Origin of the sequence: Streptomyces sp. NPDC085900 (genome assembly GCF_044540925.1) — a bacterium.
In the GTDB taxonomy this organism is placed as follows: domain Bacteria; phylum Actinomycetota; class Actinomycetes; order Streptomycetales; family Streptomycetaceae; genus Streptomyces; species Streptomyces gilvifuscus.
Genome location: NZ_JBITSP010000009.1, coordinates 362,400 through 380,064, shown reverse-complemented (window position 1 = coordinate 380,064; position 17,665 = coordinate 362,400). Strand labels below are relative to the sequence as shown.

Here is a 17,665-nt window from a genome sequence, read left to right as displayed (position 1 = left end):
CATGGCAGGAACCGACCGCGAGAAGGCCCTGGATGCCGCGCTCGCACAGATTGAACGGCAGTTCGGCAAGGGCGCGGTGATGCGCCTCGGCGAGCGGCCGAACGAGCCCATCGAGGTCATCCCCACCGGGTCGACCGCGCTCGACGTCGCCCTCGGCGTCGGCGGCCTGCCGCGTGGCCGTGTGGTGGAGGTGTACGGACCGGAGTCCTCCGGTAAGACAACGCTGACCCTGCACGCGGTGGCCAACGCGCAGAAGGCCGGCGGCCAGGTCGCCTTCGTCGACGCGGAGCACGCCCTCGACCCGGAGTACGCGAAGAAGCTCGGCGTCGACATCGACAACCTGATCCTCTCCCAGCCGGACAACGGCGAGCAGGCCCTGGAGATCGTGGACATGCTGGTCCGCTCCGGCGCCCTCGACCTCATCGTCATCGACTCCGTCGCCGCGCTGGTCCCGCGCGCGGAGATCGAGGGCGAGATGGGCGACAGCCACGTCGGTCTGCAGGCCCGTCTGATGAGCCAGGCCCTGCGGAAGATCACCAGCGCGCTCAACCAGTCCAAGACCACCGCCATCTTCATCAACCAGCTCCGCGAGAAGATCGGCGTGATGTTCGGCTCCCCGGAGACCACGACCGGTGGCCGCGCGCTGAAGTTCTACGCCTCGGTGCGCATCGACATCCGTCGCATCGAGACCCTGAAGGACGGCACGGAGGCGGTCGGTAACCGCACCCGCTGCAAGGTCGTCAAGAACAAGGTCGCGCCGCCCTTCAAGCAGGCCGAGTTCGACATCCTCTACGGCCAGGGCATCAGCCGCGAGGGCGGCCTGATCGACATGGGCGTGGAGCACGGCTTCGTCCGCAAGGCCGGCGCCTGGTACACGTACGAGGGCGACCAGCTCGGCCAGGGCAAGGAGAACGCGCGCAACTTCCTGAAGGACAACCCCGACCTGGCCAACGAGATCGAGAAGAAGATCAAGGAGAAGCTCGGCGTGGGCGTGCGCCCGGAGGAGCCGACGACCGAGCCGGGTGTCGACGCCGCGGTCGGCGCTGCCCCGGACGACGCCGCGAAGACGGTGCCCGCACCGGCGGCCAAGGCGACCAAGGCCAAGGCTCCGGCCGCCAAGAGCTGATCCGTGACACGGCGAACCGACTGGGCGGAGTACACCTACCCCGACGCACCACGCGGTCGGGGTGGGAGAGACGACGGGGGTTTTGCCGGTCCGGTCGGCGAAGCGGACGGGGGAGAGACGCGGCAGGACGCGGACGGGGGACACGGCCGCGCCGGTGCGTACGGCACGGGGGCGTCGGTCGACGGCGGTCCGTTCGGCTCGTCCTCGGTCGACGAAGGCCCGTTCGGCTCGGCTTTGGTCGACGAGAGTTCGTCCGGCTCGGCCTCGGACGACGGAGGTTCGCGCCGTCGTGGCGGGCGGACCGGTGGTGCGGGCGGCTCCCGCGGGCGTCGCAGGCGGCGCGGCGGAGAGCCGTTCGGTGAGGACGGGGGCTCCTCCTCCTTGTCGAGGGCCGAGCGGGAGGAGCCGCCCGCGGACCCGGTGGAGCGGGCACGGGCGATCTGCCTGCGCCTGCTCACCGGGACCCCGCGCACGCGCAAACAACTCGCGGACGCCCTGCGCAAGCGGGAGATCCCGGACGAGGCGGCCGAGGAGGTGCTGTCGCGGTTCGAGGAGGTCGGGCTGATCAACGACGGCGCGTTCGCGGACGCCTGGGTGGAGTCCCGGCACCACGGCCGCGGGCTTGCCCGGCGGGCCCTCGCCCAGGAGCTGCGCACCAAGGGCGTGGAGCCCGAACTGATCGACGCGGCCGTCGCACAGCTCGACTCCGAACAGGAAGAGGAGACCGCGCGCGAACTCGTCGCCCGCAAGCTGCGCTCCACCCGCGGGCTCGACCGCGACAAGCGCCTCCGCCGCCTTGCGGGCATGCTCGCCCGCAAGGGCTACTCCGAGGGCATGGCCCTGCGCGTGGTCCGGCAGGCACTGGAGGAGGAAGGGGAGGACACGGAGTTCCTGGGAGACGAGGGGTACTGACAGGGGGAGCGCCGGGAAGGTCCGATCACGTGGGCGAATCGCCGACACCACCGAGGAGAGGCCCGGAGCCTCCGCCCGGAACCTCCGCCCCACCGCCCCTACGACGTCACCGGCAGTCCCGCCGCCCGCCACGCCTGGAAGCCCCCGATCAGGTCGGTGGCCCGCGACAGCCCCAGCGAGTGCAAGGACGCGGCCGCGAGGCTCGACGCGTAGCCCTCGTTGCAGATCACGATGACCCGCAGCTCGTGGCTTGTGGCCTCGGGGAGGCGGTGGCTGCCCTGGGGGTCGAGCCTCCACTCCAGCTCGTTGCGCTCGACGACGAGTGCACCGGGGATCAGGCCGTCCCGCTCCCGCAGGGCCGCGTATCGGATGTCGACCAGTACGGCCTCACCCGCTCGCGCGGCGTCGTAGGCCTCCTCGGGTTCGACCCGGTCGTAGCCCTCGCGTACCCGCTCCAGCAACTCGTCGATGCCCACGGGCCGTTCGCCGGTGCCGCTCACTGCCAGTCCTCCGGACGCTCGACCTGCTCCAGCCGCAGGATCTGGCCCACCCGGCTGTAGCGGCGGATCTGCGGCAGCGGCGGGTAGTAGGCGTGCACGGAGATCGCGTGCCGGTCGGTGGACTCGTTGAGGACCTCGTGCACGTGGTGGCGGCCGAAGGAGCGTCCCTTGCCCGCGGGCAGCCGGCGTTCCCGGTCCACGTCGTCGGCGAGTTCCAGGGTCCGCCAGCCGTCGGCGGGCAGGCGGGCGGCGAGCGCGTTCTCCTTGAGCTCACCGGACGCGGTGACGAAGGCACCGACGGACTCGGCGTGGTCGTGCCAGCCGGTGCCCGTGCCGGGCGGCCAGCCGATCAGCCAGGCCTCGCTGCCGCCGGGCCCCGCCAGGCGCACCCAGGTGCGGCCCTCGGGGTCGAGCGGGAGCGAGGCGATCAGCTCGGTGTCGGCGGCCGTACGCCGCACGAAGTCGAGGAGGTCGGCCTGCGTCGGCGCGGACGCCGCGGAGGACGCGGAGGCCGTCGTAGGCACGGGGACAGAGGGAGAGACAGACACGGGGCACCGTCCTGAAGAGCGTTCGCGGGAAGCGCGCGGCGACTCAAGAGCTCAAGAGCTCGATGGCGGCGCGCGGAGGAGAAGAGGGACGCGAATTCAGCAGGACGGACGACACACGCAGCCCGCGTAGCGGACGAGGTCCATATGGACCCTCCGCCACAGGCGCACACAGGTGTCGGTCATGGTCGGGAGTAGACCATGACGGTGCGGGCCGGTCAACTCACTGTCACTATGTGGACCGCACAGTGACGGGAAGCACGACCGTGTGCCCCCAAGGGCCTCAGCGCACGCCCGCGCCCGTGCCGACGGCAGTACGCCCGCGCCGGCCTCACCGTGCGCCTGCCCCCCGCGCCGGCCTCACCGCGCCCCCGCCCCCGCCTCGGCACCCGCCCCCGTCTTCGCTGGTCCCCCCAGCGTCGCCTCCGCCGCTGCGTACAGGTCGGCCGGGCGTACTCCGCCGAAGGCCGTGACCAGGTGGCCGTCGGGCCGGACGAGCAGGACGGTGTGCGCGGCGGCGCCCGGGTAGCTCTCGGCGACCAGCAGTTCGGCCTGCTGCGGCAGCGCGGCCACGGCGGCCGCAAGCCGGGGCATGACTCCGGCGGTCACCCAGTGCTTGCGGTCCCACACGCTCGCGCCCGGCGCGACGAGGACGACCAGCAGGGCTCCGCGTCCGAGCCGGTCCCGGAGCTGGACGAAGGTGCCGTCCTCCGCGGTCACCCGCACGTCGGCGACCGGCGCGCCGAACTCCGTGTCGACCGGCACCTCGCCCTCCAGATGCCGGGGGGTCAGCGGCGAGTCGGCGTACGCCCCCGGCGCACCGAGCGCCCCGCGCCCCAGGTGGCCGTCGGTGAGCAGCGCGTCGGCGCCCCGGGCCGAGCCGGGGACGTACGCGCGCAGCCCTCCGGCGCCGCGCAGCAGCGGGAGCACCTGGTCGGCGGCGCGCAGCCGGGCGGCGACCGCACCGCGCCTCTCCGCCTGGTAGCTGTCGAGCAGGGCTTCGTGCGGCCCGTGGTGCCAGGCCAGGGCCAGCTTCCAGGCGAGGTTGTCGGCGTCCCTGAGCCCCTCGTCGAGCCCCTGCGTGCCGAGCGCGCCGAGCAGATGCGCGGCGTCCCCGGCGAGGAAGACCCGACCCGCCCGCCACCTGCGCGCGAGACGGTGGTGGACGGTGTGGACGCCGGTGTCGAGGAGGTCGTACGGCGGTGTGGAGCCGTCGGTCCAGCCGGCCAGGGTCTCGCGGATGCGGGCCAGCAGCAGCTCGGGCGTGACCAGGTCCTTGCCCGGTGGCAGCAGCCAGTCCAGGCGCCACACCCCGTCCGGCAGCGGGCGCCCGGTGACCTCCCCGCCCGAGGGGCCGGACGTCCGCCACGGCGGCATCCGATGGAGCAACGCCTGGCCGTCGAAGGGAAGTTCCGCGCGCAGCGCCGCCACGGCGTGCCGCTCCACCGCGGTGCGGCCCGGGAAGCGGATGTCCTGGAGCTTGCGCACGGTGGAGCGGACGCCGTCGCAGCCGACCAGGTAACCGCCGCGCCACCACGTGCCCTTCGGGCCGCGGGTGTGGGCCGTGACGCCGGAGGGCTCCTGCTCGATGGTGTCGACACGGCTGTCGGTGACGATCTCGACGAGCCGCTCGCCCGCCAGGGACTCGCGCAGGGCGCCGGTCAGGACGTGCTGCGCGATGTGCAGGGGAGCGGGTTCGGTGTCGTCGTCGAACGTGATCTCGCGCATCACCTGCTTGCGCCGCAGCGACCGCCATCCGGTCCAGCGCGCGCCGGCCTCGTCGACCGGCAGTCCGGTCAGCCGCTGCATCAGGGCGGCGGTGTCCTCGCGCAGCACGACCGTGCGCGCCGGACGCGGTTCGTCCTTGCCGGGGCCCTCGTCCAGTACGACGGAGGGCACCTCCTGACGGGCCAGCGCCAGGGCGAGCGTGAGCCCGACGGGCCCCGCTCCGACGATGATCACCGGGTCCACGGCGCGGCGCCCCCTGCCCGCGGTGGTGTCCTGAGGGACGTATGTGAACAGGAAGTTGGAGCAGGGTGCACGATCACAGAACGTATGCAACCCATTGTCGTTGTTTGCGTCAAGTGACGGAGGCAGTGGCGATCATGCCACTGCCTCCATGTGGGTCAAGCCAGTTGAGTGATCATCAGGTCATACGGAAGCGCCGGTCCCGAAGCCACCGCCGACCGCGGCGGGATTGACCTCCACCTGGTCCTCGGCGAGAACCGCCCCCGTGCTCCGCTTGCTGCGCCGCAGCCGGCCCTCGAGCCAGCTCGCGAAGCTGGTGAGGATGAAGTTCACCACGATGAAGATGATCGCCACGCCGACGAAGCTCTGGATGACGTCGGCGTAGTTGGCGGCGAACGTGCTGCGGGCGTTCAGCAGTTCGGTGTAGCCGATCATCACGCCGCCGAGCGCGGTGTCCTTCACGATGACGACGAGCTGGCTGACGATGGCCGGCAGCATGGTCGTGACCGCCTGCGGGAGCAGGATGCTGGTCATCGTCTGGCCCTTGCGCAGACCGATGGCGTACGCGGCCTCCGTCTGACCCTTGGGGAGGGCGAGGATGCCCGCGCGGACCACCTCGGCGAGGACGGAGGCGTTGTAGAGCACCAGGCCGGTGACGACCGCGTACAGCGGCCGGTCCTCGGTGGTCACGTTCGTGGAGCGGGCGAAGAACTCGTTCGCGAACAGCATCAGCAGCAGGACCGGGATCGAGCGGAAGAACTCGACCACGGCGCCGGCCGGTACGCGCACCCACCGGTGGTCGGACATGCGTGCGATGCCGAAGAACGCGCCCAGCGGAAGGGCGATGACCATCGAGAGCGCGGCGGCCTTCAGGGTGTTGCCGAGGCCCGGCAGCAGGTACGTCGTCCACGCCTCCGACGTGGTGAACGGCTGCCACAGGCTCCACTTCAGCTGGCCCTTGTCGTCCATCGTCTGCCAGACCCACCACAGCAGCAGGCCGAGCAGGACGAGGAAGACCACCGAGAGGACGACGTTGCGCCGCTTGGCCCGGGGGCCGGGGGCGTCGTAGAGAACGGAGCTCATCGCTTCACCGCCAGTCGCTTGCCCAGCCAGCCCAGGATCAGGCCGGTGGGAAGGGTCAGTACGACGAAGCCGAGGGCGAAGACCGCGCCGATGAGCAGCGTCTGGGCCTCGTTCTCGATCATCGTCTTCATCAGGGCCGCGGCCTCGGCGACACCGATCGCGGCCGCCACCGTGGTGTTCTTGGTCAGCGCGATCAGGACGTTGGCCAGCGGGCCGATGACCGAACGGAACGCCTGGGGAAGCACGATGAGCCGGAGGGTCTGGCTGAAGCTCAGCCCGATGGCGCGCGCCGCCTCGGCCTGCCCCACGGGCACGGTGTTGATGCCCGACCGCACCGCCTCGCAGACGAAGGCCGCGGTGTAGGCGACGAAACCGAGCACCGCCAGCCGGAAGCCCTGGATCTTGAAGTCGGTGGCGCCCATGGTCACACCGAAGATGTCGGCGAGACCGAGCGAGTTGAAGACGATGATGACCGTCAGGGGGATGTTCCGGACGATGTTGACGTAGGCGGTGCCGAACCCGCGCATCAGGGGGACCGGACTGACCCGCATCGCCGCCAGCAGAGTGCCCCAGACCAGGGAGCCCAGGGCGGAGATGACGGTCAGTTTCACCGTCATCCAGAACGCCCCCAGGACGTCATAACCATGAAGAAAGTCGAACACGATCTCCCGCGCTTCCGGGTGTGTGGCGTACGAGGAGGGCGAGGCCCATTGCCGGGCGCGCCGCCGCCGTGATCGCGGCGGGCGGCGGCGCGCCCGGAGTCCCTGCGGTGGCCGGGGGTCCGGGCCGGAGCCTTACTTGACGATCTGGCCGATCTTCGGCGCCGGCTCGTACTGGTACTGGGCCGGGCCGAAGTTCTTCTTGACGTCCTTCTCCCAGGTGCCGTCGCTGACCATGGTCTTGAGAGCGTCGTTGATCTTGTTGAGGGTGGCGGTGTCACCCTTCTTCACGCCGATGCCGTAGTTCTCGTTGCTGAGCTTGAGCCCGGCGAGCTTGAACTGGCCCTTGTACTTGTCCTGCGCCGCGTAGCCCGCGAGGATCGAGTCGTCGGTGGTCAGCGCGTCCACGGCGCCGCTCTGGAGGCTGGCGACGCACTCGGAGTAGCCGCTGTTCGTCTTCAGGTTGGCCTTCGGGGCGATCGTCTTCTGGACGTTCTGCGCCGAGGTGGAGCCGACCACGGAGCACAGCTTCTTGCCGTTGAGGTCCGTGCCCTTGGTGATGGTCGAGTCCTTCTTGACCAGCAGGTCCTGGTGGGCCAGGAAGTACGGGCCGGCGAAGTCGACCTTCTGCTTGCGCTCGTCGGTGATCGAGTACGTGGCCGCGATGAACTTGACGTCGCCGCGCTGCAGTGCGTTCTCGCGGTCGGCGCTCTTGGTCTCGACCCACTCGATCTGGCTGGGCTTGTAGCCGAGCTTGCCCGCCACGTACGTCGCCACGTCCACGTCGAAGCCGGAGTAGCTGCCGTTGGGCTCCTTCAGACCGAGGCCGGGCTGGTCGAACTTGATGCCGATCTTGATCTTGTTGCCGCCGCCCCCGGAGGAACCGCTGTCCTTGTTGTCGCTGGACCCACAAGCCGTGGCGGCCACGGCGAGGGCGAGGACGGCGGCCGAGGCGGCGGTGACCTTGCGGAGCTTCATGATGAACATCCTTTGGCTGGTGAAGAGAGAAAGGCCGTCTGGGCGGAGGGGCGGGTCTTCAGTGGTGCAGGATCTTCGACAGGAAGTCCTTGGCACGGTCGCTGCGCGGGTTGCTGAAGAACTGGTCGGGCGCGGCCTCCTCGACGATCCGGCCGTCGGCCATGAAGACCACGCGGTTCGCGGCCGATCGCGCGAAGCCCATCTCGTGCGTGACGACGATCATGGTCATGCCGTCGCGGGCGAGCTGCTGCATGACCTCGAGGACCTCGTTGATCATCTCGGGGTCGAGGGCCGAGGTCGGCTCGTCGAAGAGCATGACCTTCGGGTCCATGGCAAGGGCCCGCGCGATGGCGACGCGCTGCTGCTGGCCGCCGGAGAGCTGCGCGGGGTACTTGTCGGCCTGGGCGGCCACGCCGACCCGGTCCAGCAGGGTGCGGGCCCGTTCCTCGGCCTTCTTCCTGTCGGCCTTGCGGACCTTGATCTGGCCGAGCATCACGTTCTCGAGCACGGTCTTGTGCGCGAAGAGGTTGAAGGACTGGAAGACCATGCCGACGTCCGCCCGCAGCCGGGCGAGCTCCTTGCCCTCCTGGGGCAGCGGCTTGCCGTCGATGGCGATCGTGCCCGAGTCGATGGTCTCCAGACGGTTGATGGTGCGGCACAGGGTGGACTTACCGGACCCGGAGGGCCCGATGACCACGACGACCTCGCCGCGGGCGATCGTCAGATCGATGTCCTGGAGTACGTGCAACGCGCCGAAGTGCTTGTTGACGCTCTTCAGGACGACCAGTTCGCCGGTCGCGGCCACGTCCTGCTTGGCCACCGATACTTCGGTCATCGCTATCGGGCTCCGTCCTCCTCGGTTTCGGAGGACAGTAGTGATGCCGTTCCACCAGCGTCATTACATCTGAGGGGAATCTGAGCATCACGATCCGATAGCAATCGGACACGGGTCGTAGCACTTGCGAGCAGGGCGCATATCGGCCGGGTAACTAAAGCCCGCCGCAACCGGAACCCACTTGACTGCGTCCTCGTCCATCAGCGTGACTGCCTGGGTGCCCGCGCGCCCGGACACGTTCCTACCCACTCCGTTCGTACGGCCGATGAACCGAAGGAGGCCCGGATGAGACTGCTCCTCGTCGAGGACGACAACCATGTCGCCGCCGCTCTCTCAGCGGTTCTGGCACGGCATGGCTTCGACGTCACGCACGCGCGCAGCGGCGAGGAGGCCCTCCAGGCACTGGTCCCGGAGGGCGCCGGCTTCGGTGTCGTCCTGCTCGACCTCGGCCTGCCCGATCAGGACGGCTACGAGGTGTGCGGCAAGATCCGCAAGCGCACCAGCACCCCGGTGATCATGGTCACCGCCCGCTCCGACGTCCGCTCCCGCATCCACGGCCTCAACCTCGGCGCCGACGACTACGTGGTCAAGCCGTACGACACCGGGGAGCTGCTCGCCCGGATCCACGCCGTCAGCCGGCGCACCGTCCACGAGGACGCCGCCCACGGCGAGGACAGCACGCTGCGCCTCGGCGCCGTGCTCATCGAGCTTCCCACGCGCCAGGTCACCGTCGACGGTTCGGTCGTCCAGCTGACGCGGAAGGAGTTCGACCTGCTCGCCCTGCTCGCGCAGCGCCCCGGGGTCGTCTTCCGCCGTGAGCAGATCATCAGCGAGGTGTGGCGCACCAGTTGGGAGGGGACCGGACGCACCCTGGAGGTGCACGTGGCCTCCCTGCGCGCCAAGCTGCGCATGCCGGCCCTGATCGAGACCGTACGCGGCGTCGGCTACCGGCTCGTCGCCCCCTCCCCGTAGCGTGCACGGGTGCGTACCCGACTCCTCCCGCTGCTCATCGTCCTGATGGCGGCCGTGCTGCTCGCGCTCGGCATCCCGCTCGCCGTGAGCGTGGCCGCGGCACAGCAGCAGAAGGTGGTCGTCGACCGGATCGACGACACCGCGCGTTTCGCGGCCCTCGCCCAGTTCGTCACCGACGCCTGCAGCTCCACGCGGACGTCCACGGACGAACGCCTGGAGACCCTCGGCAGCGAACTCACCAGCTACTACGGCGTCTACGGCATCCGCGCCGGGGTGTTCTGCCGCACCGACATCCCCATGGCCAAGGCGCCGTCGGACTTCTTCCTGCCCAACTCGGGCGAGGTGCGCGACGCCTTCGACGAGGCGACGCTCAGCCGCCGCAGCCACGACCCCAAGCAGGTGTGGCCCTGGCAGCGCCACCGCCTCGTCGTCGCCTCGCCGGTCATCCGGGACGGCGACGTCGTCGCGGTAGTCGTCACCGACTCGCCCACGGGACCGCTGCGTTCGCGGATCCTGCACGGCTGGCTGATCATCGGCGCCGGGGAGATCGCCGCGATGCTGCTGGCCGTCGGCGCCGCGCTACGGCTGACCGGCTGGGTCCTCAGGCCCGTAAGAGTGCTCGACGCCACCACCCACGAGATCGCCAGCGGACGGCTGAAGTCCCGTGTCGCGGCCGCCGGCGGGCCACCGGAACTCAGGCGCCTGGCCCAGGCGTTCAACGAGATGGCGGACAACGTCGAGGACGTGCTGGAGCAGCAGCGCGCCTTCGTCGCCGACGCCTCGCACCAGCTGCGCAACCCGCTCTCCGCTCTGCTGCTGCGCATCGAACTGCTCGCGCTCGAACTGCCCGAGGACAACGAGGAGATCGCATCGGTCCGCACCGAGGGCAAGCGCCTCGCCGAGGTCCTCGACGACCTGCTCGACCTGGCCCTGGCCGAGCACACCGAGGCCGACCTGATGGTCACCGACATCGGCGCGCTGACCGCCGAGCGCGTCGCCGCCTGGACACCGACCGCCGAGGCCAAGGGCGTACGGCTGGTGGGCGACTGCCCGCCGACCACCGCCTGGGCCGACCCGGTCACCCTCTCCAGCGCCCTGGACGCGGTGATCGACAACGCGCTCAAGTTCACGCCGGAGGACCAGAGCGTCGAGGTGACGGTCGCCTCGAACGGCAGCACCTCGACCGTCGTCGTCAGCGACAACGGCCCGGGCCTGACCGACGAGGAACTCGCCCGCGTCGGCGACCGCTTCTGGCGCAGCGGCCGCCACCAGAACATCAAGGGCTCCGGCCTCGGCCTGTCCATCTCGCGCGCCCTGCTCTCGGCGGGCGGCGGCTCGATCTCGTACGGCCATCACGAGCCGCACGGGCTGACGGTGACGGTGTCGGTGCCGAGGAACGGCCCTACGGCTTGACCGAGCGGTAGTACCGCTTGGCGCCCTCCTGCAGCGGCAGCGGATCGGTGTAGATCGCGGTGCGCAGGTCGACGAGCTGCGCGGAGTGGACCTGCTTGCCGATGACGTCCCGGCTCTTGATCACGGTGCGGGTCACCCACTCGGTGAGCCGGGTGTCCACGTCCTTGCGCGTCACCAGGAGGTTGGCGACCGCGATGGTCGGCACGGCGATCCCGTTCTGGATGCTGGGGTAGGCCGACTCCGGCATGTTGGTGGCGCGGTAGTAGCGGGTGGCGCCGCCCTGGGCGTGCAGTTTGGCGACGAGATCGGCCTTGATCGGCACGAACCGGAAGGTCAGGCCGTCGGCCAGCTTCGCCAGTCCCTCCGTGGGGACCCCGCCCGACCAGAAGAAGGCGTCGATGTCGCCCTTCTTCAGCTTCTCCGGACCGTCGCCGATGCCGTCGGAGAAGGGCGTGATGTCCTTGTGCGCGTCGATGCCCGCCGCCTTCAGCACCCGCTCGGCGATCAGCCGCACGCCCGAGCGGGGCGGCCCTATGGCCACCTTCCTGCCCCGCAGGTCCGCGACCGACCTCACGGCCGAGTCGCGGGGGACGACGAGCTGCACGTAGTCGTCGTAGAGCCGGGCGACCCCGCGCAGCCGGCCTGCTCCCGTCCCGTGGTCCAGCTTGTAGGTCTCGACCGCGTCGGCCTGGGCGATCGTGAAGTCGGAGTCGCCGGTCGCCACGCGCTTGACGTTCTGCTGCGAACCGTCGCTGATCTGCAGCCGCACCTTCAGCTTCGGCATGTCCTGGTCGAACTCGGCGTTCAGCAGCTTGCCGTACTGCTGGTACACCCCCGCCTCCGCCCCCGTGCTGAACCTGATCGTGCCGCTCGGCGGGGCCTCGCCCAGCGGCAGCAGCCACCACAGCAGCAGCCCGAGGACGACGAGGCCGGCGGCCGCGCCCTGCAGGGCCCGACGCCTGCCGATCCGGTGGAACACGTTGGACATGCGGGCGATCCTGCCAGCCGGGACGCGATGCTGACCAGGGCGGAGTCCCGCAGGGGACGGACGTGACTGTCAGTGGCGATCGCTACAGTCGCCGTATGAGCTCATCGCCCGCCGATCTGGTCCGCCAGTTCCACCTCGCCTTCGGCCTGGACGCCCGCACCACGCCCACCGAAGTGCCGCCCGCGCTGGCCGCCCACCGCGGCGAACTGCTGGCCGAGGAGGCCGCTGAGGTCGCCGAGGTCTCGGTCGCCGGACCGCTCGACCGGCTCGCCCACGAACTGGCCGACGTGGTCTACGTGGCGTACGGCACGGCCCTGGTACACGGCATCGACCTCGACGCGGTCATCGCCGAGATCCACCGCTCCAACATGACCAAGCTGGGCCCCGACGGCAGCGTCGCCCGCCGCGCCGACGGCAAGGTCCTCAAGGGGGAGCACTACGAGGCGCCGGACGTGTCCGGGGTGCTGCGGCGGCAGGGCTGGACACCGGGCGGGGAGTGAGCCGCGCGGGACTCAGGACAGGCCGTCCCAGTCGCCGTCGAAACCGGCCGGGTCCAGGAACAGCAGCTCCGTCGCGTCGAGTGACGGCTCGTCCTGGCCGCCCGAGGCGGACAGCGGCTGCTCGGCCCAGATGCACTTCCCGGTCGGGGTGTAGCGGGCGCCCCACCGCCCGGTCAGCGCCGCGATGAGCTGCAGCCCCCGGCCTCCCTCGTCGGTCTCCGTCGCGCGGCGGATACGCGGCATCGTCTGGCTGCCGTCGTAGACCTCGCAGATCAGCTCGGCCCCGTACAGCAGGCGCAGCCGGACCGGGCCCCTGGCGTGCCGGACGACGTTGCCCACGAGCTCGCTGACCAGGAGTTCCGTGGTGGGGGCCAGGTCGTCCAGCTCCCAGGCGGCGAGCTGCTCGCGGATGTGCCGGCGGGCCAGTCCGGCCGCCCGCGGGTCCTGGGGCAGCGGCCAGGAGGCCATCCGGTCCGTCGGCAGGGCGTGCAGCCGGGCCACCAGGAACGCCGCGTCGTCGGCCGCCTGCTGCTCGGTGGGCAGCAGACCGGCGGTCAGCGTGTCGCACAGCCGCTCCAGGTCCACGGCCGTCCCGTCCCGGTGGGCCGTGCCCAGCAGCCGGGCCAGCTCCGCCATGCCCTCGTCGATCTCCCGCTTGGCCGACTCGACCAGGCCGTCGGTGTACAGCACCAGGAGGCTGCCCTCGGGCACCTCCAGCTCGACCGTCTCGAACGGCGGCTCCGCGGCCCCCAGCGGCGGATCGGCGTCCGGCTCGGGGAAGTGCACGGTGCCGTCGGGACGGACCAGGGCGGGCGGCGGATGCCCGGCGCGGGCCAGCGAGCAGCGCCCGGTGGTGGAGTCGTAGAGCGCGTACAGGCAGGTGGCGTACGACGCCTCGCCCATCCCGGCGACGATGTCGTTGAGGTGACCCAGGATCTCGCCCGGCGGCAGTTCCAGGTCGGCCAGGGTGTGCACGGCGGTGCGCAGCCGACCCATGGTGGCAGCCTCCGGCAGCCCGTGGCCCATGACGTCGCCGACCACCAGCGCCACCTGACCGCCGGACAGCGGGATGATGTCGTACCAGTCGCCGCCCACGTCGGCGCCCTGCCCGGCCGGGAGGTAGCGGGCGGCGGCCGTGCACGCGGGCAGGTCGGGCAGCCCCTGGGGGAGCAGACTGCGCTGGAGTTCGCGGGACCGGGTGTGCTCGGCGTCGTAGAGCCGGGCCCGCTCTAGGGACTGGGCCACCAGCGCGCTGATCGTGGTCAGCAGTGCGCGTTCCTCGTCGGTGAGCCGCCGAGGCCGGTCGAAGGACAGGATGCACACGCCGAAGGTGTTCCCGGACGCCGTCAGCGGCAGGAACGCCCAGGACTGCTTGCCGGCCCGGCCCGGCAGGTCGGCCATCGCCGGGTAGCGCGCGGCGAACTCCTCGACGGAGGACATGAACAGCGGGGTGTCCGACTCGGCCGGGTCCCAGCCGGGGTCCATGGGTGACCGCAGGCGGCCGTCGACGGAATCGAGGAAGTCGTCGGGGTAGCCGACGGCACCCACGTGGTGGAGCCGGTCGCCCTCGATGACCTGCACCATGAGCCCGGTCGCGGCGAACGGCGGGAGCACGCGTCTGGCCACCGCGTCCACCACGTCCTGGGAGGTCGTCGCCTTGGCGAGTTCCGCGGTCAACTCGGCTATTCGAAGGGCACGTTCGGCCGCGGACCGCTCGGCGGACTGCCGCTCCTCCGCCAGCCGGCGCTTCTCGGTGACGTCCTGGAAGTACAGGGTGCGCCCGTCGGGCCCGGGCACCAACCGCAGATGGAACCGCTGCCCGGTCTCCGGCAGGTGCACATCGAAGCCGGCCGGCTTCTCCTCGGCCGCGGCCCGCAGGCACCGGGCCTTGAGGCCGGGTATCCGCCGGACGGAGGGCAGGGCCCACAGCAGACGGCCGAACATCTGCTCCTCGGAGAAGCCCAGCAGCCGCTCGGCCTCCAGGTTGGCGAAGGTGATCCGCCACTGGTCGTCCACCGCGAGGAAGCCGTCGCTCATGTGCCGCAGGGCCCGGCTGAGCGCGTCCCGGGTCCGGCGCGACTCGTTGCTCTCCCAGCCCACGCCGATCATCCGCAGCGGCTCGCCGCGTTCGTCGTACGTCGCCCGGCCGCGCGCCTGGGTCCAGCCGTACGTGCCGTCCAGGCGCCGTACCCGGTACTCGGCCTCGAAGACCGTGCCGTCGGCTATCGCCCGCTGGGCGGCCGCCAGGGTGGGGGCCAGGTCGTCGGGGTGGACGATGCGCATCCAGTTCTCGATCCGGCCCGTGAACTCGGCCGGCCGGGTGCCGTACAGCTCCAGCGCTGCCTCGTCCCAGACCAGGTCGCCGGTGCGGATGTCCCAGTTCCACGCGCCGACCCGCACCTCCTTCAGGGCGTCCCGCAGACGCTCTCCGGTCAGCCCCGACCGGTCGGGCCCGCTCGTCGGCGGAGCCTTGGCCATGCGGTCCTCGGCCCAGGCGACCACGGTCCGCAGGAACTCCCACTGCTCCCGCGTGGGCCCGCCCCGCTCACCGGTCAGGACGGTCAGTGCGCCGATCCCGCGGGGCCCGCTGAACAGGGGCAGGGCGGCGAGTCCCGTGCCGGGCCACGCCTGCCACGGCTCGGACTCCTCGGACTCCAGGGGCACCCACACACCGCTGCCCCGCCGCAGGGCGCGGGCGGGGGCCAGCGGGCTCTCCTGGTCGACGATCTCCCACGAGCGGGTCAGGGCGGCCGGAAGGCCGACGGACGACACCAGGCGCAGCGCGGACATCGGGCCGCGCAGATGGATGACTCCGCCGAGCGCGCCCAGCTCACCCACCGCGTGCTGCAACGCCAGCCGGAAGACCTCGCTCTCCGTGACTCCGGGAGCCACCGTGCCGAGGAGAGCGAGCCGCGCGTTCATGAAGGGAACTTATCGTTCCTGTTTTCGTCCGAAACCTCTTTCGGGGATTCCTGGCGTGTGACGGGATCCCCGTCGACGGCCATCGCCTGAACAACGGGACCGATATATCCGTATCCCCCATCAAGGGCCCCTCGTGTCAGATTGGGACAAGCCCGGCGGATCGCGGGGTGGCCCCGAAGGGGATGAGCCACATGGTGATCACGAACAAGACCGCACGAACGGCTGTCCGTGCGACGGCGCTGGCGTTCTCCGCCGCCCTGCTGGTGGCCGCCTGTTCCAGCGGCGGCGGTGGAGGCGGTGGAGGCGGGAAGGCCTCGCAGAGCACCGGCGCGGCCAAGGCCGGCTCGGGGACGAAGGTCACGGTGACGGAGACCGAGTACGCCCTCAAGCTCTCCCGGAACTCCTTCACCCCCGGCACCTACACCTTCACCGCGGACAACGCGGGCACGACCACGCACGCCCTGGAGGTGGACGGCCCCGGTGTCTCCGACGTGCGGACCAAGAACATCTCCAGCGGCCAGAACACGTCCGTGACGGTCACCCTGAAGAAGGGAACGTACAAGCTCTACTGCCCCGTGGACGGGCACCAGCAGCTCGGCATGAAGACGGACCTCAAGGTCGGCTGAGCGCGCCCCGGTCGGCGTGCTTCGCAAGGGGCGGACGGGTGCCTCCGGGGACCGCCTACCCTTGACGCATGACCAGCAGCAGCGACCGGAGCCCGGCAGTGGACGTTCAGTCACCCAAGACCTACGAAGTGCGCACCTACGGGTGCCAGATGAACGTCCATGACTCCGAGCGGTTGTCCGGACTGCTGGAGGACGCCGGCTACGTGCGCGCCCCCGAGGGCTCCGACGGCGACGCCGACGTCGTGGTCTTCAACACCTGCGCGGTCCGGGAGAACGCCGACAACCGCCTGTACGGCAACCTCGGCCGCCTCGCGCCCAGGAAGGCGTCCCGCCCCGGCATGCAGATCGCGGTCGGCGGATGTCTGGCGCAGAAGGACCGCGACACCATCGTGAAGAAGGCGCCCTGGGTGGACGTCGTCTTCGGTACGCACAACATCGGCAAGCTCCCGGTGCTGCTGGAACGCGCGCGTGTGCAGGAAGAGGCGCAGGTCGAGATCGCCGAGTCCCTGGAGGCGTTCCCCTCCACCCTGCCGACGCGGCGCGAGAGCGCGTACGCGGCGTGGGTGTCGATCTCCGTCGGCTGCAACAACACCTGCACCTTCTGCATCGTCCCCGCCCTGCGCGGCAAGGAGAAGGACCGCCGCCCCGGCGACATCCTCGCCGAGGTCGAGGCGCTGGTCGCCGAGGGCGTCTCCGAGATCACCCTGCTCGGCCAGAACGTCAACGCGTACGGCTCCGACATCGGCGACCGCGAGGCTTTCAGCAAGCTGCTGCGGGCCTGCGGCGCGATCGAGGGCCTGGAGCGGGTCCGCTTCACCTCGCCGCACCCGCGCGACTTCACGGACGACGTCATCGCCGCCATGGCCGAGACGCCGAACGTCATGCCGCAGCTGCACATGCCCCTGCAGTCCGGCTCGGACACGGTCCTGAAGGCGATGCGCCGCTCCTACCGCCAGGACCGCTACCTGGGGATCATCGAGAAGGTCCGCGCGGCCATCCCGCACGCGGCGATCACCACCGACATCATCGTGGGCTTCCCCGGCGAGACCGAGGAGGACTTCGAGCAGACCCTGCACGTGGTCCGCGAGGCCCGCTTCGCGCAGGCGTTCACCTTCCAGTACTCCAAGCGCCCCGGCACCCCGGCCGCCACCATGGAGAACCAGATCCCCAAGGAGGTCGTCCAGGCGCGCTACGAGCGTCTCGTCGCCCTCCAGGAGGAGATCTCCTGGGAGGAGAACAAGAAGCAGGTCGGCCGCACCCTGGAGCTGATGGTCGCCGAGGGCGAGGGCCGCAAGGACGGCGCCACCCACCGTCTCTCCGGCCGCGCCCCCGACAACCGTCTGGTCCACTTCACCAAGCCCGACCAGGACGTCCGCCCCGGTGACGTCGTCACCGTCGAGATCACCTACGCTGCCCCGCACCACCTCCTCGCCGAGGGCGCCGTCCTCGGTGTGCGCCGCACGCGCGCGGGTGACGCGTGGGAGAAGCGCAACGCCGCCGAGGCGGCCAAGCCGGCCGGCGTGATGCTGGGCCTGCCGAAGATCGGCGCGCCCGAGCCGCTGCCGGTGGCGTCGGGCAGCGGCTGCGGCTGCGACTGACCCGGCCCGGCCGACGCGGTCCGCCGGGGCACGACGAAGG

17 protein-coding genes are annotated in these 17,665 nt (G+C 71.0%); 7 read left to right on the top strand and 10 right to left on the bottom strand.

Annotated elements, in window-relative coordinates; translation table 11 throughout:
• Window position 1: 1 nt before the first annotated feature.
• Both recA and recX read left to right on the top strand, forming a co-directional pair.
• Window positions 2–1,126 carry a recombinase RecA gene (gene recA, locus ACIGDI_RS29990; protein ID WP_390628137.1) on the top strand — a complete coding sequence of 375 codons (1,125 nt, stop codon included), beginning with the start codon at window positions 2–4 and terminating at the stop codon, window positions 1,124–1,126.
• A gap of 3 nt (window positions 1,127–1,129) precedes the next feature.
• The gene (gene recX, locus ACIGDI_RS29985; protein ID WP_399903020.1) at window positions 1,130–2,038 is read left to right on the top strand and encodes a recombination regulator RecX; all 909 of its coding nucleotides are present in this window, start codon (window positions 1,130–1,132) and stop codon (window positions 2,036–2,038) included.
• A gap of 98 nt (window positions 2,039–2,136) precedes the next feature.
• Here recX and ACIGDI_RS29980 read toward each other — a convergent pair whose 3' ends face one another.
• The 8 genes from ACIGDI_RS29980 to ACIGDI_RS29945 all read right to left on the bottom strand — a co-directional run bounded on the left by ACIGDI_RS29980 (window position 2,137) and on the right by ACIGDI_RS29945 (window position 8,606).
• Complete coding sequence (locus ACIGDI_RS29980) at window positions 2,137–2,538, bottom strand: rhodanese-like domain-containing protein (RefSeq protein ID WP_399903017.1); 402 nt, start codon at window positions 2,536–2,538, stop codon at window positions 2,137–2,139.
• Window positions 2,535–3,086, bottom strand: coding sequence for a cysteine dioxygenase (locus ACIGDI_RS29975; protein WP_399903014.1), 552 nt, complete (start codon window positions 3,084–3,086; stop codon window positions 2,535–2,537). The genes ACIGDI_RS29980 and ACIGDI_RS29975 overlap by 4 nt, the downstream gene beginning before the upstream one ends.
• Window positions 3,087–3,182: 96 nt before the next feature.
• The gene (locus ACIGDI_RS29970; RefSeq protein ID WP_313960178.1) at window positions 3,183–3,269 is read right to left on the bottom strand and encodes a putative leader peptide; all 87 of its coding nucleotides are present in this window, start codon (window positions 3,267–3,269) and stop codon (window positions 3,183–3,185) included.
• 174 nt (window positions 3,270–3,443) lie between these two features.
• Window positions 3,444–5,054 (bottom strand): FAD-dependent monooxygenase, encoded by a 1,611-nt coding sequence (locus ACIGDI_RS29965; protein WP_399903011.1) that lies wholly within the window; start codon window positions 5,052–5,054, stop codon window positions 3,444–3,446.
• A gap of 180 nt (window positions 5,055–5,234) precedes the next feature.
• Window positions 5,235–6,134: an amino acid ABC transporter permease gene (locus ACIGDI_RS29960; RefSeq protein ID WP_399903008.1), complete on the bottom strand. Its 900-nt coding sequence runs from the start codon at window positions 6,132–6,134 to the stop codon at window positions 5,235–5,237.
• Complete coding sequence (locus tag ACIGDI_RS29955) at window positions 6,131–6,796, bottom strand: amino acid ABC transporter permease (protein WP_399903006.1); 666 nt, start codon at window positions 6,794–6,796, stop codon at window positions 6,131–6,133. The genes ACIGDI_RS29960 and ACIGDI_RS29955 overlap by 4 nt, the downstream gene beginning before the upstream one ends.
• 132 nt (window positions 6,797–6,928) lie before the next feature.
• The gene (locus ACIGDI_RS29950) at window positions 6,929–7,771 is read right to left on the bottom strand and encodes a glutamate ABC transporter substrate-binding protein (RefSeq protein ID WP_399903003.1); all 843 of its coding nucleotides are present in this window, start codon (window positions 7,769–7,771) and stop codon (window positions 6,929–6,931) included.
• 58 nt (window positions 7,772–7,829) lie between these two features.
• Window positions 7,830–8,606 carry an amino acid ABC transporter ATP-binding protein gene (locus ACIGDI_RS29945; protein ID WP_200705373.1) on the bottom strand — a complete coding sequence of 259 codons (777 nt, stop codon included), beginning with the start codon at window positions 8,604–8,606 and terminating at the stop codon, window positions 7,830–7,832.
• Between the two features lie 285 nt (window positions 8,607–8,891).
• On the opposite strand from ACIGDI_RS29945, the gene ACIGDI_RS29940 reads away from it, so the two are divergent.
• A complete protein-coding gene (locus ACIGDI_RS29940) occupies window positions 8,892–9,578 on the top strand; it encodes a response regulator transcription factor (protein ID WP_142143031.1) in 687 nt (228 codons plus the stop codon).
• 9 nt (window positions 9,579–9,587) lie between these two features.
• Complete coding sequence (locus ACIGDI_RS29935; RefSeq protein ID WP_399902998.1) at window positions 9,588–10,991, top strand: sensor histidine kinase; 1,404 nt, start codon at window positions 9,588–9,590, stop codon at window positions 10,989–10,991.
• On the opposite strand, the gene ACIGDI_RS29930 is transcribed toward ACIGDI_RS29935, so the two are convergent.
• Window positions 10,981–11,979 (bottom strand): TAXI family TRAP transporter solute-binding subunit, encoded by a 999-nt coding sequence (locus ACIGDI_RS29930; protein WP_399902995.1) that lies wholly within the window; start codon window positions 11,977–11,979, stop codon window positions 10,981–10,983. The two genes, ACIGDI_RS29935 and ACIGDI_RS29930, sit on opposite strands and share 11 nt — an antisense overlap.
• A gap of 95 nt (window positions 11,980–12,074) precedes the next feature.
• Here ACIGDI_RS29930 and ACIGDI_RS29925 point away from each other — a divergent pair, with 95 nt between their 5' ends.
• Complete coding sequence (locus ACIGDI_RS29925) at window positions 12,075–12,479, top strand: MazG nucleotide pyrophosphohydrolase domain-containing protein (RefSeq protein WP_399902992.1); 405 nt, start codon at window positions 12,075–12,077, stop codon at window positions 12,477–12,479.
• Window positions 12,480–12,491: 12 nt separating this feature from the next.
• On the opposite strand, the gene ACIGDI_RS29920 is transcribed toward ACIGDI_RS29925, so the two are convergent.
• Window positions 12,492–15,401 carry a SpoIIE family protein phosphatase gene (locus ACIGDI_RS29920; RefSeq protein ID WP_399902989.1) on the bottom strand — a complete coding sequence of 970 codons (2,910 nt, stop codon included), beginning with the start codon at window positions 15,399–15,401 and terminating at the stop codon, window positions 12,492–12,494.
• Between the two features lie 191 nt (window positions 15,402–15,592).
• Between ACIGDI_RS29920 and ACIGDI_RS29915 the strand changes: the two genes are divergently transcribed.
• A complete protein-coding gene (locus tag ACIGDI_RS29915) occupies window positions 15,593–16,027 on the top strand; it encodes a plastocyanin/azurin family copper-binding protein (protein ID WP_399902986.1) in 435 nt (144 codons plus the stop codon).
• A gap of 68 nt (window positions 16,028–16,095) precedes the next feature.
• Entirely contained in the window at window positions 16,096–17,625 is a 1,530-nt protein-coding gene (gene miaB / locus ACIGDI_RS29910) for a tRNA (N6-isopentenyl adenosine(37)-C2)-methylthiotransferase MiaB (RefSeq protein WP_399902983.1), read from the top strand.
• The last annotated feature ends 40 nt before the right edge of the window (window positions 17,626–17,665 follow it).

What these genes read in the sequence shown, in the direction of transcription:
- recA (WP_390628137.1), top strand. Translation starts at nt 2, where the DNA reads ATGGCAGGAACCGACCGCGAGAAGGCCCTGGATGCCGCGCTCGCACAG.
- ACIGDI_RS29940 (WP_142143031.1), top strand. Translation starts at nt 8,892, where the DNA reads ATGAGACTGCTCCTCGTCGAGGACGACAACCATGTCGCCGCCGCTCTC.
- ACIGDI_RS29915 (WP_399902986.1), top strand. Translation starts at nt 15,593, where the DNA reads ATGGTGATCACGAACAAGACCGCACGAACGGCTGTCCGTGCGACGGCG.
- ACIGDI_RS29920 (WP_399902989.1), bottom strand. Translation starts at nt 15,401, where the DNA reads ATGAACGCGCGGCTCGCTCTCCTCGGCACGGTGGCTCCCGGAGTCACG.
- ACIGDI_RS29930 (WP_399902995.1), bottom strand. Translation starts at nt 11,979, where the DNA reads ATGTCCAACGTGTTCCACCGGATCGGCAGGCGTCGGGCCCTGCAGGGC.
- ACIGDI_RS29960 (WP_399903008.1), bottom strand. Translation starts at nt 6,134, where the DNA reads ATGAGCTCCGTTCTCTACGACGCCCCCGGCCCCCGGGCCAAGCGGCGC.
- ACIGDI_RS29950 (WP_399903003.1), bottom strand. Translation starts at nt 7,771, where the DNA reads ATGAAGCTCCGCAAGGTCACCGCCGCCTCGGCCGCCGTCCTCGCCCTC.
- ACIGDI_RS29945 (WP_200705373.1), bottom strand. Translation starts at nt 8,606, where the DNA reads ATGACCGAAGTATCGGTGGCCAAGCAGGACGTGGCCGCGACCGGCGAA.
- ACIGDI_RS29970 (WP_313960178.1), bottom strand. Translation starts at nt 3,269, where the DNA reads ATGACCGACACCTGTGTGCGCCTGTGGCGGAGGGTCCATATGGACCTC.
- ACIGDI_RS29925 (WP_399902992.1), top strand. Translation starts at nt 12,075, where the DNA reads ATGAGCTCATCGCCCGCCGATCTGGTCCGCCAGTTCCACCTCGCCTTC.
- miaB (WP_399902983.1), top strand. Translation starts at nt 16,096, where the DNA reads ATGACCAGCAGCAGCGACCGGAGCCCGGCAGTGGACGTTCAGTCACCC.